The sequence below is a fragment of the Brachybacterium sp. genome, from assembly GCF_036379615.1.
GTDB lineage: Bacteria > Actinomycetota > Actinomycetes > Actinomycetales > Dermabacteraceae > Brachybacterium.
This window is the reverse complement of record NZ_DASVGJ010000004.1, coordinates 1-14,395: the sequence shown is the minus strand read 5'-3', so window position 1 is coordinate 14,395 and position 14,395 is coordinate 1. Positions and strand designations below refer to the sequence as shown.

14 protein-coding genes are annotated in these 14,395 nt (G+C 69.3%); 11 read left to right on the top strand and 3 right to left on the bottom strand.

Annotated elements, in window-relative coordinates:
• Nucleotides 1-12 precede the first annotated feature (12 nt).
• The 7 genes from araA to VF289_RS00890 all read left to right on the top strand — a co-directional run bounded on the left by araA (nt 13) and on the right by VF289_RS00890 (nt 8,373).
• The gene (gene araA, locus VF289_RS00920; protein WP_330880165.1) at nt 13-1,494 is read left to right on the top strand and encodes an L-arabinose isomerase; all 1,482 of its coding nucleotides are present in this window, start codon (nt 13-15) and stop codon (nt 1,492-1,494) included.
• A gap of 180 nt (nt 1,495-1,674) precedes the next feature.
• A complete protein-coding gene (locus tag VF289_RS00915) occupies nt 1,675-2,964 on the top strand; it encodes an FAD-binding protein (protein WP_330880163.1) in 1,290 nt (429 codons plus the stop codon).
• A 67-nt stretch (nt 2,965-3,031) separates the two neighbouring features.
• On the top strand, nt 3,032-4,357 hold the full coding sequence (locus VF289_RS00910; RefSeq protein ID WP_330880161.1) for an alpha-galactosidase: 1,326 nt from the start codon (nt 3,032-3,034) through the stop codon (nt 4,355-4,357).
• A gap of 207 nt (nt 4,358-4,564) precedes the next feature.
• Nucleotides 4,565-5,872, top strand: coding sequence for an extracellular solute-binding protein (locus VF289_RS00905; protein WP_330880159.1), 1,308 nt, complete (start codon nt 4,565-4,567; stop codon nt 5,870-5,872).
• Nucleotides 5,869-6,783 carry a sugar ABC transporter permease gene (locus VF289_RS00900; RefSeq protein ID WP_330880157.1) on the top strand — a complete coding sequence of 305 codons (915 nt, stop codon included), beginning with the start codon at nt 5,869-5,871 and terminating at the stop codon, nt 6,781-6,783. Before VF289_RS00905 ends, VF289_RS00900 begins: the two co-directional genes overlap by 4 nt.
• The gene (locus VF289_RS00895) at nt 6,773-7,702 is read left to right on the top strand and encodes a carbohydrate ABC transporter permease (protein WP_330880155.1); all 930 of its coding nucleotides are present in this window, start codon (nt 6,773-6,775) and stop codon (nt 7,700-7,702) included. The genes VF289_RS00900 and VF289_RS00895 overlap by 11 nt, the downstream gene beginning before the upstream one ends.
• Complete coding sequence (locus VF289_RS00890) at nt 7,699-8,373, top strand: hypothetical protein (protein ID WP_330880153.1); 675 nt, start codon at nt 7,699-7,701, stop codon at nt 8,371-8,373. Before VF289_RS00895 ends, VF289_RS00890 begins: the two co-directional genes overlap by 4 nt.
• Before the next feature lie 136 nt (nt 8,374-8,509).
• Here VF289_RS00890 and VF289_RS00885 read toward each other — a convergent pair whose 3' ends face one another.
• On the bottom strand, nt 8,510-8,659 hold the full coding sequence (locus VF289_RS00885) for a hypothetical protein (protein ID WP_330880151.1): 150 nt from the start codon (nt 8,657-8,659) through the stop codon (nt 8,510-8,512).
• Nucleotides 8,660-8,845: 186 nt separating this feature from the next.
• Between VF289_RS00885 and VF289_RS00880 the strand changes: the two genes are divergently transcribed.
• A complete protein-coding gene (locus VF289_RS00880) occupies nt 8,846-10,477 on the top strand; it encodes an OmpA family protein (RefSeq protein ID WP_330880149.1) in 1,632 nt (543 codons plus the stop codon).
• 342 nt (nt 10,478-10,819) lie between these two features.
• Here VF289_RS00880 and VF289_RS00875 read toward each other — a convergent pair whose 3' ends face one another.
• Together VF289_RS00875 and VF289_RS00870 are read right to left on the bottom strand one after the other, a co-directional pair.
• Nucleotides 10,820-11,077: a hypothetical protein gene (locus VF289_RS00875; protein WP_330880147.1), complete on the bottom strand. Its 258-nt coding sequence runs from the start codon at nt 11,075-11,077 to the stop codon at nt 10,820-10,822.
• A gap of 210 nt (nt 11,078-11,287) precedes the next feature.
• Nucleotides 11,288-11,440: a hypothetical protein gene (locus tag VF289_RS00870; RefSeq protein ID WP_330880145.1), complete on the bottom strand. Its 153-nt coding sequence runs from the start codon at nt 11,438-11,440 to the stop codon at nt 11,288-11,290.
• A gap of 274 nt (nt 11,441-11,714) precedes the next feature.
• On the opposite strand from VF289_RS00870, the gene VF289_RS00865 reads away from it, so the two are divergent.
• The 3 genes from VF289_RS00865 to VF289_RS00855 all read left to right on the top strand — a co-directional run bounded on the left by VF289_RS00865 (nt 11,715) and on the right by VF289_RS00855 (nt 14,167).
• The gene (locus VF289_RS00865; protein ID WP_330880143.1) at nt 11,715-12,899 is read left to right on the top strand and encodes an alcohol dehydrogenase catalytic domain-containing protein; all 1,185 of its coding nucleotides are present in this window, start codon (nt 11,715-11,717) and stop codon (nt 12,897-12,899) included.
• A gap of 45 nt (nt 12,900-12,944) precedes the next feature.
• Nucleotides 12,945-13,841, top strand: coding sequence for an SDR family oxidoreductase (locus VF289_RS00860; RefSeq protein WP_414644429.1), 897 nt, complete (start codon nt 12,945-12,947; stop codon nt 13,839-13,841).
• A 119-nt stretch (nt 13,842-13,960) separates the two neighbouring features.
• Complete coding sequence (locus VF289_RS00855) at nt 13,961-14,167, top strand: hypothetical protein (protein WP_330880139.1); 207 nt, start codon at nt 13,961-13,963, stop codon at nt 14,165-14,167.
• The last annotated feature ends 228 nt before the right edge of the window (nt 14,168-14,395 follow it).

Genomic DNA, 14,395 nt, shown 5'->3' with positions numbered 1-14,395 from the left:
GAGACCCGCGAGATCTGGTTCCTGACCGGCAGCCAGGGGCTCTACGGCCCCGAGACCCTCGACCAGGTCGCCGAGCAGTCGCGCGTCATCGCCGAGACCCTCGACGCCGCCTCCGACATCCCGGTGAGGATCGTCTGGAAGCCGGTGCTCACCGACCGCGACGCGATCCGTGAGACCGCCCTGGCCGCGAACGCGGACCCCGCCTGCGTGGGTGTCATCGCGTGGATGCACACCTTCTCCCCGGCGAAGATGTGGATCCAGGGCCTGGATGCGCTGCGCACGCCGCTGCTGCACCTGCACACCCAGGCGAACGTCGAGCTGCCCTGGTCCAGCATCGACATGGACTTCATGAACCTCAACCAGGCCGCTCACGGCGACCGCGAGTTCGGGTACATCGCCACCCGCCTTGGCGTGAACCGCAAGACCGTGGTGGGCCACGCCTCGGACGAGGCCGTGCAGGGGAAGATCGGGCGCTGGGCCCGCGCCGCGACCGGCTGGGCGGAGATGCACTCGCTGAAGCTCGCCCGTTTCGGGGACAACATGCGCGGCGTCGCCGTCACCGAGGGCGACAAGACCGAGGCCGAGCTGCGGCTCGGCGTCTCCGTGAACACCTGGGGCGTCAACGACCTGGTCGCCGTGGTCGATGCCGTCGAGGAGAGCGCGATCGATGCGCTGGTGGCCGAGTACGAGGAGCTGTACGACGTGGTCCCCGAGCTGCGGGCCGGCGGCGCGCGCCACGACTCGCTGCGCTACGGCGCGCGCCAGGAGATCGGGCTGCGCACCTTCCTCGAGGAGGGCGGCTTCGGTGCCTTCACCACGAACTTCGAGGACCTCGGCGGGCTCCGCCAGCTGCCCGGCCTCGCCGTGCAGCGCCTCATGGCCGACGGCTACGGCTTCGGCGCCGAAGGCGACTGGAAGACCGCCATCCTCGTGCGGGTCGCCGCGGTGATGGGCCACGGCCTGCCCGGCGGCGCCTCCCTCATGGAGGACTACACCTACGAGCTCACCCCCGGCCGCGAGCAGATCCTCGGCGCTCACATGCTCGAGGTCTCCCCCTCCCTGACCACCGCGAAGCCCTCGCTCGAGATCCACCCGCTGGGCATCGGCGACCGCGAGGACCCGGTGCGCCTGAAGTTCACGGCCGACGCCGGCCCCGCCGTGGTGGTGGCGCTCTCCGACATGCGCGAGCGCTTCCGCCTGGTCGCCAACGTGGTCGAGGTCGTCGAACCCGCCGAGGAGCTGCCGAAGCTTCCCGTGGCCTGCGCCGTCTGGGAGCCCGCCCCCGACTTCGCGACCTCCGCCGAGTGCTGGCTGACCGCCGGCGCCGCCCACCACACGGTGATGACCACCGCCGTGGGGCTCGAGGTCTGGGAGGACCTCGCCACCCTCGGCGATCTCGAGCTCGCGATCATCGACGAGGACACCACGGTGCGCTCCTTCGCCCAGGACCTGCGCACCAACCAGGTGTTCTACCGCCTCGGCCAGGGCTTCTGAGCGGCGGGTCGGGCCGGGCGGACGTGGCGGGGTCCCCGCCGCCGGTGAGTGTCACGAAGCCGGGGGAATATGTCTCGCATTCCGCCAGCTTCGTGACACTCACGAGGTGATCCGGCCCGGGCCCGGCCCACCCCGAGCACCCCGAGCACCCCGAGCACCCCGACGATGAGGAGCTGACCGTTGACCACCCCGGACACGTCACATCACGACTTCGCCCGCCCCGGTCTCAGCTGGTCGGGGACCGTCGACTACGGGCCCGGGCCGCTGCACGCCCCGACCTCGATCGCCGAGCTGCAGGCACTGGTGGCGGGGAGCACGCGGATCCGTGCGCTGGGGACCCGTCACTCCTTTTCCGAGGTCGCGGCGAGCGATGCGGACCTGGTGACCCTGACGGCGATGCCGGCGCAGATCGAGATCGACATCGCCTCCCGCACCGTGCAGGTCGCGGCCGGGGTGCGCTACGGGGAGCTCGCCGTGGCGGTGCACGAGCACGGGCTGGCGCTGTCGAACATGGGTTCCCTGCCCCACATCTCGGTGGGCGGCGCGACGGCGACCGGCACGCACGGTTCCGGCGATGCCAAGCGCTCCCTCGCCTCGTCGGTGCGGGCGATCGAGCTGGTCACCGCCGATGGGGATCTGCTCACGCTGAGCCGAGAGAAGGATCCGGACATCTTCGACGGCGCGGTGCTGGCGCTCGGCACCCTCGGGATCGCCACCCGCCTCACCCTGGACCTGGCACCGGCGACGCCCATGCGCCAGAGCGTCCACCTCGACTTCCCCGCCGAGCGCATGGGCGCGGAGGATCTCTCGGCGATGCTGGCCGCCGGAGCCAGCGTGAGCCTGTTCCACCACTGGGACGGACACATCGCCCAGGCCTGGGTGAAGCAGGAGGTGGGGACCGACGAGGAACTGCCGGAGGTGTGGCTGGACGGGACCCGCGCCCCGGGCCCCGTGCATCCCCTGCCCGGTATGCCCGCGGACTTCTGCACCGACCAGAGCGGGGAGCCGGGGCCGGCGCACGAGCGGATGCCGCACTTCCGGCTCGAGTTCACCCCGAGCAGCGGCGAGGAGATCCAGTCGGAGTACTTCGTGGCCCGGGAGGACATCGCCGCCGCGCTCGCCGCCGTGATGCCCCTCGGGGAGCGGATCCGGCCGCTGCTGCACGCCTCCGAGGTGCGCACCGTCGCCGCGGACGAGCTGTGGCTCTCCCCCGCCCACCGGCGCGCCAGCGCCTGCGTGCACTTCACCTGGAAGCAGCTGCCCCGCGAGGTGGAGGCTCTGCTGCCCGAGATCGAGGAGCGGCTCGCGCCCTTCGCCCCGCGACCGCACTGGGGGAAGGTGTTCACGATGGATCCCGCCGTCGTGCGGGCGCAGTACCCGCGACTGGGAGAGTTCCGGGCGCTGCGTGACCGGCTGGATCCCGAGCGCGTGCTCCGCAACGAGTACGTGGACCGGTTGCTCGGGAGCTGAGCGCGCCACACGCCCGCCCGCCCCACGCCCGTCACCCCACCCGCCACCCCTCGAGGAGCCGAGACCCATGATCCCCACCGATCCCACCCGCCCGCCGAGGGGCTGGAACTCCTGGGACAGCTTCGGCACCACCGTCACCGAGGCGGAAGTGCTGGCCAACGCCCACTTCCTCGCCGAGCACCTGGCGCCGTACGGCTGGGACACCGTGGTGATCGACATCGACTGGTCGGACCCGTCGGCCCGCTCCCACGGCTACAACACGGCGGCGCCGCTGGTGATGGACGAGCACGGCCGGCTGCTCCCGGATCCGGGACGCTTCCCGAGCAGCGCCGACGGCGCCGGCTTCGGCCCGCTCGCCGAGGAGATCCATGCCCTCGGTCTGAGGCTCGGCATCCACGTGATGCGCGGGATCCCGCGGCGAGCTGTCGCGGCGAACACCCCAGTGCTCGGCACGGGTCTGCACGCCGGCGACATCGCCGACGCCACGAACTCCTGCGAGTGGAATCCGCACATGGTGGGGATCGACCACTCGGTGCCCGGCGCGGGCGCCTACTACGACTCGATGCTCGCGCTGTATGCGGGCTGGGGCGTGGACTTCCTGAAGGTCGACGACATGCTGTGGCCGTACCAGGCCGCGGAGATCGAGGCCTTCGCGGGCGCGATCACCCGCTGCGGCCGGCCGATACAGCTGAGCCTCTCCCCCGGCCGTGACCTGTCGCTCACCCGCCTGCCGCACCTGCGCGAGCACGCCACCATGTGGCGGATCTGCGATGACCTGTGGGACCGGTGGGAGGACGTCGAAGCGAACTTCGCCCGCTTCGCGCGCTGGGCGCCGCACGCCGGGCCGGAGGGCTGGCCCGACGGGGACATGCTGCCGCTGGGCCGGATCGGGATCCGGGCCGAGCGCGGTGAGCCCCGCGACTCGCTGCTGACCTCGGACGAGCAGGTCACGCTCATGACCCTGTGGGCGATCGCCCGCTCCCCGCTGATGGTGGGCGGTGACCTGCCGAGCTCGGATCCGGCGACGATCTCCCTGCTGCAGAACGCCGATGTGCTGGCCGTGCACGCCGAGTCCTCCGGCAATCGTGAGGTGTTCCGCGAGGACCCGCTGATCCTCTGGACGGCCGACGGGCCGAGCGGTGAGCGGTACGTCGCCGCCTTCAACACCGGCGAGGACGAGCTCGCGGTGCCCCTGGACAGCCAGGACGTGGGCCTGCCGGCGCAGCTGGAGGGCGAGGTCAGCGAGCTGTGGAGCGGAGCGAGCGTGCCGGTGCGACCGGTCTCCGTGCAGTCCGACGCGGCACGCGGGGTGGCACCGGGATCCAGCGCGATCGACGTGGTGATCCCGCCGCACGGGGCAGTGCTGCTGCGGCACGGGCGCCCCACCTCCTGAAACCCACCTCCTGAGACATAGGTCACGACAACCGACGGCAACTCCCCCACTTCCCGACAGGCATCCGCTTTCCTGACAGACCGGTCCTCGGCCTGACGTCGAGAGCCGGTGCCGGCCATGGCTGCCGGGTGGAGCACCGATGCTCCTGCCCCGGTCCCGCGGCAGAGCTCCCCGTCGGACCGCGACGGGGTCTGCGAGAGGAGTCCGATGTCGTTCACCCGCCGCTCGCTGCTCGCCGGGTCCGGTGCCGCCGCCCTCGGGCTCGGTGCCGCCGCCTGCGGCTCCGGGGAGGCCGCGGATCCCGATGTCCCCGTCGACCTCGAAGTCGCCGACGCCGACCTCACCGGGAGCATCAGCCTGCTCACCCCGGACTACGTCGGCGACGACAGGATCGTGCTCGACGAGGACGTGATCGCACCGTTCATCGACCGGACGGGCGTCGGCGTCTCCGTCGACCAGGTCGACTGGAACAAGCTCAACGAGAAGATCTCCACCGGCATCGCCGGCGGCATCATCGCCGACCTCATCATGACCGGCGTGGGCTGGACGCAGCCCTTCGCCGAGAAGGGGATCTTCGCAGAGATCCCCGCCGACTTCATCGAGGACCTCGGGTTCGACGAGAGCGTGCTCGCCTCGACCCGTTTCGAGGGCAAGTACTACTCGCTCCCCCAGGCCCTGGACATGCGATTCCTCGGATACCACCCCGAGATGTTCGAGGCGCGAGGGATCACAGAACCGCCCACGACGATGGACGAGCTCGCCGACGCGGCTCTCGAGCTCACCGGCGACGACGTGGTCGGCTTCGACTACCTCTCCGGCAGTGCGGGCAGCGCACGTCAGGCCTTCGTGTTCCTGCTGTACGCCTTCGGCGGCACCATGTTCAGCGCCGACGGGATGGCCGCCACCCTGCACGAGGAGCCCGGGCGCCTCGCCCTGCAGTGGATGCTCGATCGGATGGACGACGGCTCCATCGACTACGACATGCAGGCGGCCGAGGGACAGCCCTCGCCCTTCCAGCAGAAGCGGGCGGCCATGTCCCTGGTCGCCACGGGGAACTGGCCCACCTGGCAGCAGATGACGCCCGAGCTCTGCGAGGAGGGCGCCGTGGGCGTGTTCCTCATGCCGCCCGGTGCCGGCGGGGACCCGGTCATGTTCCAGGGCGGGACCTTCCTGTCGATCTCCAGCCTGTCGAAGAACAAGGACGCCGCCGGAGCCTTCATGAAGCACATGCTCGACCCCGAGTTCCTCGGCATCGCCAACGCGGCGATCGGCAAGGTGCCGCCCACCCCGGACATCCCGCCGAACGAGGAGATCGAGTCCAGCCTGCTCACGCGGTTCGCGCTCGACAACCTCCACCATGCCGGGGCCACGGAGGGCGGCACCGCCGCCTACATGCAGATCCGCACCAACCTCGACGGCATCGTCGAGGGCTGCCTGACCCGGAAGAAGAGCGTCGTCGAGACGCTCGAGGACATGAAGTCGCTGTGCGACGACGCGATCAGCAGGCTGCGATGAGCGCCGCCGCGAGCTCGGCCGCCGGCGCTCGGCGGCGCTCCGTGCGCACCGCGGAGCGCCGCTGGGGCCTGCTGCTCGCCGCACCCGCGACGCTGCACACGCTGCTGTGGATCGGGGTGCCGATCATCGTCGCCTTCGTCCTGAGCTTCACGGCGTACGACATCATCCATGCACCCGAGTTCTCCGGGCTCGAGAACTACGCGATCATCTTCACCGACGCCCTCTTCTGGCGATCGGTCCTGCACAACGTGATCATCGCGGCCGTGGGCATCCCGATCTCGATGTTCCTCGCCCTGGTGTTCGCGGTCCTGCTGAACCGGGCGATCCCCGGTCGGGGCCTGTTCCGGGTGATGGTGTTCCTGCCGCACATCACGGCGACGGTCGCCGTCGCGATGATCTGGCTGTGGATCTACAACCCGTCCGAGAACGGCCTGATGAACGTCGTGCTCGGGGTGGTGGGGATCGGCCCGCTGCCCTTCCTCACCAACCCCGATCTGGCGCTCGCTTCCGTCATCCTGGTGACGATCTGGCAGGGCATCGGTCTGAAGATGCTGATCTACCTGGCAGCGCTCCAGGGGGTGGACGGCCAGCTGTACGAGGCAGCGGATCTCGACGGTGCGAACTTCGTCCAGAAGTTCACCCAGGTGACCGTGCCGATGCTGCGCCCGGCGACGTTCTTCATCCTCATCACGTCGCTCATCGCGAACTTCCAGACCTTCGACCTCATCTACATCCTCACCGAGGGCGGGCCGGCGAACTCGACCTCCGTGGTCACCTACCGCATCTACCAGACCGCGTTCCAGGAGTTCCGGGTGGGTCTCGCCAACGCCCAGTCGGTGATCCTGCTGCTGATCCTGGTCGTGCTCGCCGTCCTGTCCCGCCGGATCGTCGGAGGCTCCGATGACGACTGACACCCGCACCGCCCCCGGGCCGCACGCCCCCGCTTCCCCGCGGAGCCCCAGCCTGCGGCGGCAGAAGCGGCTCGCCGGGGCGGGGATCCTGGTGTTCCTGGTGATCGCCTCGGTCGTGATGGCGGCCCCGTTCCTGTGGATGGCCCTGTCCTCGATCCGGGATCCCACGGAGCTCGCGCAGGTGCCGATGCCGCTGATCCCTCAGGACCTGCGGCTGGAGAACTACGCCGAGGCCCTGTCCCGGGCGCCCTTCGCGATCTACGCCCGCAACAGCTTCATCCTGGCCACGGCCGCGGCCGTGCTGAACGTGGCCTTCGCCTCCGCCTGCGGCTACGCGCTCGCGAAGATGCGCTTCCGGCTCGCACCGGCGATCTTCGCCTGGATGGTCGCGTGCATCATGATCCCGTTCTACGCGACGGTGATCCCGGTGTTCCTCATGGTGCGCCACATGCCGCTGTTCGGTGGGAACTCGCTCCTCGGCGCCGGCGGCACGGGCTGGATCGACACCTGGTGGGCGCTGATCGTGCCCGGCGCGGTCTCGCCGTTCATGGTGTTCCTGTTCCGGCAGTTCTATGTCTCCACCCCGTCGGAGCTGATGGAGGCCGCTCGGCTGGACGGGGTGAGCGAGTTCGGGATCTACACGCGCATCATCACTCCGCTGATCAAGCCCGGCCTGCTGACGGTGGCGCTGCTGAGCTTCGAGGCGGGGTGGAACAACTTCCTGTGGCCGCTGCTGGTGACGACCTCGGAGAACCTGCGGGTGATCCAGGTGGGGATCTCCTCGTTCCGCCAGGAGGCCGCGACCGACTGGCACCTCCTGATGGCGGGCACGACGATGGCCGCGGTGCCGATGATCATCCTGTTCCTGATCTTCCAGCGCTACTTCGTGCAGGGCTTCGCGGCCTCGGGGATCAAGTGACCCCGGCGTCCCCGCCGGCACCCGCCCTCGCGCCCTCGCGCACGCAGAGGGGAGTCGGCCGATGGGATCCTCTCGAGCCGCGGGGCCTGGTCCGTCTCCTCGCCAAGCCCGCCGCCTTCCTCGGTGCGAACTGGGCGGCGATGCTGGGGATCCTCACGGTCGTCGGCATCGTTCCGGCCCTCGCGGGCGCCACCCGTGTCACCGGCGACCTCGCCGAGCACCGGGACTCCGCGTTCACGAGCACCCTGGAGCACATGCGGCGCACACTGCGGCGGGACGCACCGGCCTCGGGGGCGCTGCTCCTGGTCTGCCTCGGCATCGCCATGAACGCCGTGGTGCTGCCGGCGATGGCGCCGTCGGCCCGGGTGTTCGCCGTCGGGGCGGTCCTGCCGGTGACGTGGGTGCTGGTGGCGCTGCTCAGCGCTTACGTCGTGGTCGCCGCGAGCGACCAACGAGGGGACCGGTCGACGATCGTGTGGAGGGCCCTCTCGCTCACGGCGCGGCGCCCCGTGACCGCGCTCGCCGCTCCTGCGCTCATCGCACTGCTGGCCCCTCTGTGGCTGCTCGCCCCGCTGACGATCGCCTGCGGGTTCAGCGTCCCACCGTGGGTGCTGGCGCGGGCGTGGGGCGGTCTTCGCCCCGACCGGCCGAGAGATGCCGGGCCGGGCTGAGACCGCCGCGGTCCCGGGGAGGGAAGGCGCCCCCTCAGCCGATCGCCGCGCCCGGCTCGTCGACCATCTGCTGAGCGGCCTCGGCGCTGTCGATCTGCCCGAACGTGAAGGCCTCTCCCACCCGAGTGAGGAGAGGCTAGAACTGCGAGCCGCCGATGGGTGCGATCCCCGGATCACCGCCGACCTCCGGGGCGACGAGGGACTTCTCGATGCCCGCGGCGTGGTCCTCCTGCGTGAGCGAGGAGTCGAAGTAGCCGCCGAAGAAGTCGACAGATGTGTCGCACAAGGGCGGCTCTGGACGGGGCGGCCTCGACGTCCAGGAGCCCGGGAACGAAAGGCGCCCAGGCCCTGTTCCGGCCCCGCCTGCTGTATACCATGACGACACAAGGGGTCAACTCGAAGAGGAGCATTCCTGCAGGAACGGCCCCTGAACGCCGCTTTCGGATATTCCGCCGCGCCTCCGAGGAGCCCCATGGATACCGTGTCACGCCGTCAGACCCTCGCCATGCTCGGACTCGGGGCCGCGCTTCCGGTGCTCGCCGCATGCCAGCCGGACGGAGACCCCGACCCCGGCGACACCTCCACGCCCGAGGTGAGCGAGGACGAGCCGCCTCCGGCGGACCCCGAAGAGGTCGTGGCCTCACGCTCCGTGGTCACCGAGGGCGGCAGCATCGAGGTCGCCATCCTTCCCCTCGTCCGGGCGGATGACCTGTGCGTCCTGACCCTCGACCTCGTCGCGACAGCACTCCCGGAGGGAGAGGACGCAGTATTGGCACGGCGATTCTCGGGCGATGCGACGCTGGCTGGTCGGTCCGTCGCCCCGGAGGACTGGGCTGCGGTGCGTCTCGTGGACCCGGAGGGGGCACGCATACGGCTTCCCGCGTCTACACAGGACGGCTCCCTCGCTTCCCGGGCCTCCGTCGCGTTCCAGGAGGTTCCCAAGGAGGGGGCGAGGGTGCAGCTCATCTACGCCGCTCCCGAGTCGGGTATCGAGCAGCTGGGGCTCCTCCTTCCCGGGTGGTATGTCCCCGGGATCCCTGTCATCGACGGCGAGGTCCCTGAGGTGCCACCGCCCCCGGATGCGGAGCCCCTCGAGACGGCGGGGATGCTCGGGATGGCCGAGGTGATCCCGGTCCTGCCGCTGGAGGGATACACGCGACAGCTCGACGGCGGGGTGGGCGTGATCGAGTCCATCGAGAAGGTGGAGATCCAGCTCGCCGGCGACGTGCTCTTCGACAGCAGCTCCGCGGAGCTCAGACCGGAAGCGGGAGAGATCCTGGACGCGGCCGCCGCTAACATCGCGGGATACGAGGAGGGCGCCGTGGACATCGTGGGGCACACTGACGATGTCGGACCCTCTGCGGAGAACCTCGCCCTGTCGCAAGCCCGGGCCGAGTCGGTCGCGCGAGCTCTCTCGACCCGTATCGATCCATCCCTCTACTCGCTGAGGACGCAGGGGCTCGGTGAGAGCAGCCCCGTGGCACCCAACACCTCGGACGCGAACCGACAGCTGAATCGTCGTGTGACCCTCACGCTGACCTCGCAGAAAATCCAGCAGGCCGAGGTCGACACATCCGGAGATGTGCCTCCCTTCGACGACGGGATCTTGGGCGATGGCACCGAGGCCGACGCCCGCGAGGGCTTCGAGCGGGAGGACGGAGGCGTCTCGTACCGGATCACCGCCCCGTCGATGCTGCGGGTTGATGGGCTACTGGTCCTGACCGTCACGGCGCAGCGAAGCGGTGGACCCGCCGACGCCGCACAGACCCAGCCCGTCGACCTCGGAGCAGGCGTCCACAGCTACCGCGGGGACGACACGGGGTACAGCTCGACCTTCGCCGGCTTCGCCCCTCGGCTCCTGCTGGGATCAACCGCCATCTATCCCCTGGATTACCTGCTGGGCGAATCGGCGATCGAAGGGTCCACGGAATGGCGCAACGCCACCGACACCGCCACCTCGGACCGCGCCGCCGACGGCGACACCTTGCAGTTCACAGCCCTCTACCGAGACCAGCCCGGGGTGGCCTCGCTCATCGTCGAACAACCCTCAGTACTCGGCACCGTGCCGTTCAGGCTGAACGACGTGGCGGTCGAGGACGCCTGAACTCGGCGCCGTGCAGGACGGCGTCGGCCTCGGAGACATCAGCGAGGAGCACTTCGTGAATCTGCGCAGAACGTCTACTGTGCGCAATGAGCGATGAAGAGCGACATCACTGCCTTCGGTCACGCCGAACTCTCCCACCCCGGACTAGACGTGCGTCGGCTAGGTGTGGCGGGTCATGACGTTGCGTGTATGTGGGATCAGGTGGTGGGATGGCAGCAGGGAGCCGCCCTGGACGGGTGCGAGATGCCGGGTCGCTAGCAGGAACGGGATCAGAAGTAGGCACGCGGCAAGGATCCCCCTCAGCGTCGAGGGTGAGCGCACGATGAGCGCTGTGAGCCCGGCTCAGATCCCTGCGCCGGCGAGGAGCATGATCGACAGCAGAATGAGGACGTCCAGGAGCATCCGAGATCGGTACAGCAGGACCATCCCGGTTCCGGCCCGGTCCATGTAGAGCCCGCCTCGGAGCGTGCCGGGGATGATCGACAGGAGCGTCCACGAAACCGTCAGCACGCCCTGCACCGTGGAGGGTGTGACGGCGCGAGTAGAGAACCACGCAGCACGGAAGATCCGGTAGGAGGGGCGCGGTGTCCTGTAGTCCATCGTGTCAGCGCAGGTGAGGCGGGCGCCTACGAGGAGGGGCTGAGATCAGTGAGCTCCGAGGCAGCGAAGCGCCCCCACTCCGCCGTAGAGGAGTGGGGGCAGTACTCGAACAGATCACCTCGAGGGCTTCAATCGCGAAGCGATCCAGTTGGCACGATACCGGCGGCCGCTCGGAGGCGGGCGGGAGCGCCATGAATAGGCCGACAGAGCTTAGCCGTCGTCGCTCGGGGACTCCGGATCCTCGATGAAGCGTTTCCGGGTCTGGTCTGCTCCGACGCCGATGGGGAGACCGAGCTCGGGCCCCAGGGCGATGCCGAGGGCGAGGTTGTCGAGGAGCAGGGCGGGACGGTCCGTGGAGCCCACCCGCGCACGATGCGCCGATCACGAGAACCGCTGTACCGAGTGCGCCCTGCCCGCCGCGCGAGAGCTCCGCTCAGCCGAACTGGCCCGCGGCGAAACACATCCCGATCTGCTCTAGAGCGAGGAGCCGCCTCGCACCGCCTGAGGAGGCGTGTGCTTACCGATCGGGCGTTCTCCTGGTACTCGCCGGCGAGCACCGATACGTTGATCGAAGACCGGGCGTCCTTGGTGAAGACCCTTGTGAACGCCGATCCCTTGATTCCAGGAGGAACGCCCCGTGAGAGCAGTGACGTGGCAGGGCACCAGCAACGTGAGCGTCCAGGACGTTCCCGATCCGCAGCTCCAGGATGCCGGGGATGCGATCGTCCGAATCACCTCGACCGCGATCTGCGGCTCCGACCTGCACCTCTACGAGGTGCTCGGCCCCTACATGACCGCTGGCGATGTGCTCGGGCACGAGTCGATGGGCGTCGTCGAGCAGGTCGGATCGGGTGTCAGCCGAGTGCGTGTCGGCGACCGGGTCGTCGTCCCGTTCAACATCTCCTGCGGTCACTGCTGGATGTGCACCCGCGGGCTCCAGTCACAGTGCGAGACGACCCAGGTCACCGAGCAGGGATCGGGCGCGTCGCTTTTCGGGTTCTCGAAGCTGTACGGGCAGGTCCCCGGCGGGCAGGCCGAGCAGCTGCGGGTCCCGCATGCGGACTACGGACTGATCACCGTGGGCAAGGATCTGCCCGATGAGAGGTACCTCTTCCTCAGTGACATCCTGCCGACGGCCTGGCAGGGAGTGAAGTACGCCGATGTGCCCGAGGGAGGGTCGCTGGCCGTGATGGGGCTGGGTCCCGTGGGGCAGTTCGCCGCCCGCATCGGGGTCCACCTCGGCAACCGCGTGTTCGCCATCGACCCTGTCCCCGAGCGACGGGCGATGGCGGCACGGCACGGGGTCGAGGTCTTCGACCAGAGCCCGCAGAGCGTGGACGCGATCCGGGAAGCGACCGATGGCCGAGGGCCGGATGCTGTCGTCGATGCAGTAGGAATGGAAGCCCACGGCAGCCCCGTGGCGCGCGCCGCGCACCAGGTCGTTGGCCACCTGCCGAAGGTGATGGGCCAGAAAGCCATGGAGACCGTGGGAGTCGATCGCCTCGCGGCACTCCACACCAGCCTTGACCTGGTTCGCCGGGGCGGGACGGTGTCGCTGAGCGGTGTCTACGGCGGTGTCGCGAGCCCGATGCCGCTGCTGTCGATGTTCGACAAGCAGATCCAGCTCCGGATGGGCCAGTGCAACGTCCGCGCCTGGACCGACGATCTCCTCCCTCTCGTCGAGGACGTCGACGACCCCTTGGGCGTGACGGACCTTGTCACCCACCGCCTCCCGCTCGAGGAGGCAGCCTCTGCATACGAAACATTCCAGAAGAAGCACGACGGCTGCATCAAGGTTGTGCTGGACCCCAGCCGTCACTGACCACCGCTCATGGACTCACATGAGCCGTCGAAGAGAGGTATGACCATGGCAACAGACCAGCTGACCTTCCAGAATCCGGTCGAGCGCTTCCCGGAGATCACCCCTCCGAAGCAGGACCAGGCGGAGCCGGGCCTCGATGCGGAGCTCGTGCCCAAGACCGATCGCGGGGAGCACTCCTACCGCGGCACGGGACGCCTCAAGGGCCGACGTGCGCTGATCACGGGGGCGGACTCCGGCATCGGGGCAGCGGTCGCGATCGCTTTCGCCCGCGAAGGTGCTGATGTCGCCCTGTCCTACCTGCCGGCGGAAGAGGAGGACGCGCAGTTCATCAGTCGCGTCATCGAGGAGAGCGGGCGCACGGCTCTGCTGCTGCCCGGCGACCTCGCGGACGCTGAGTACTGCAATGCGGTAGTCGAGGAGGCAGCCGCCGGGCTCGGCGGCCTCGACGCCCTCGTGAACAACGCGGGCCGGCAGATCTCGGTCGAGCAGGTCGAGGATCTCGACGACGAGCAGTGGGCGTCGACCTTCGATGTGAACATCCGGGCGATCTACCGAGTCTCGAAGGCGGTACTGCGGCACCTGGAGCCGGGGGCGACCATCGTCAACTCGACCTCGATCCAGGCCTATAACCCCTCACCTCACCTCCTCGACTACGCCTCTACCAAGGCGGCGATCAACAACTTCACCAAGGGTCTCGGGCAGCAGCTCGCACCCCGCGGGATCCGGGTCAACGCCGTCGCCCCCGGACCCATCTGGACCCCTCTACAGGTCTCTGACGGCCAACCCAAGGGCGCACTGCCCGACTTCGGGAAAAACACCCCGCTGGGCAGGGCCGGGCAGCCCACCGAGCTCGCACCCGCCTACGTCTTCCTCACCTCGCCGGAGTCCAGCTATGTCATCGGCGAGACGCTCAACGTCAACGGGGGCACCCCAAGCCCCTGATCTCGCCGGGCGACAGAGACTTCTCGACTCGTCGAGAACCTGCACGGGCGCGTGCCCACCGGACGGACGGTACGGAAGCTCCCGGCCCATGGAGAACCCACCACAGGAGGATCGTCATCATGACCAGCACCCCGAAGAACCACCCCGACGACGACACCCGACCCGTCGCTGAGGACCAGGGCGACGCCCACCACGACGAGCACAGCGACGGCGACCTGGTCGACGAGGAGACCAAGCGGCTCTCTAAGGAGGAAGCCGCTCAGCACGACAATCCCGCCGAAGCCCAGGACGCCGACGCCCGGGAGTCCGGGGGCTACGGCCACTGAGCCGGCCCCACATCACGTCATACGTTGACACTCGCGGTCAAGCGGCATTCGCCAAGTGCTGGATGGCGAGGCGGCACCACAGCCGTCGTGAACCGGCCCAGGTTTGATGCCGCTGCTGTTTGAGTCCGAGAGGATAGACAGCATGCCGAAGAAGATCGATCCCCAGCTGCGCGCGAGATGCGTGCGGCTCGTGCGCGAGCACCAGCAGGAGTACCCCTCCCAGTTCGC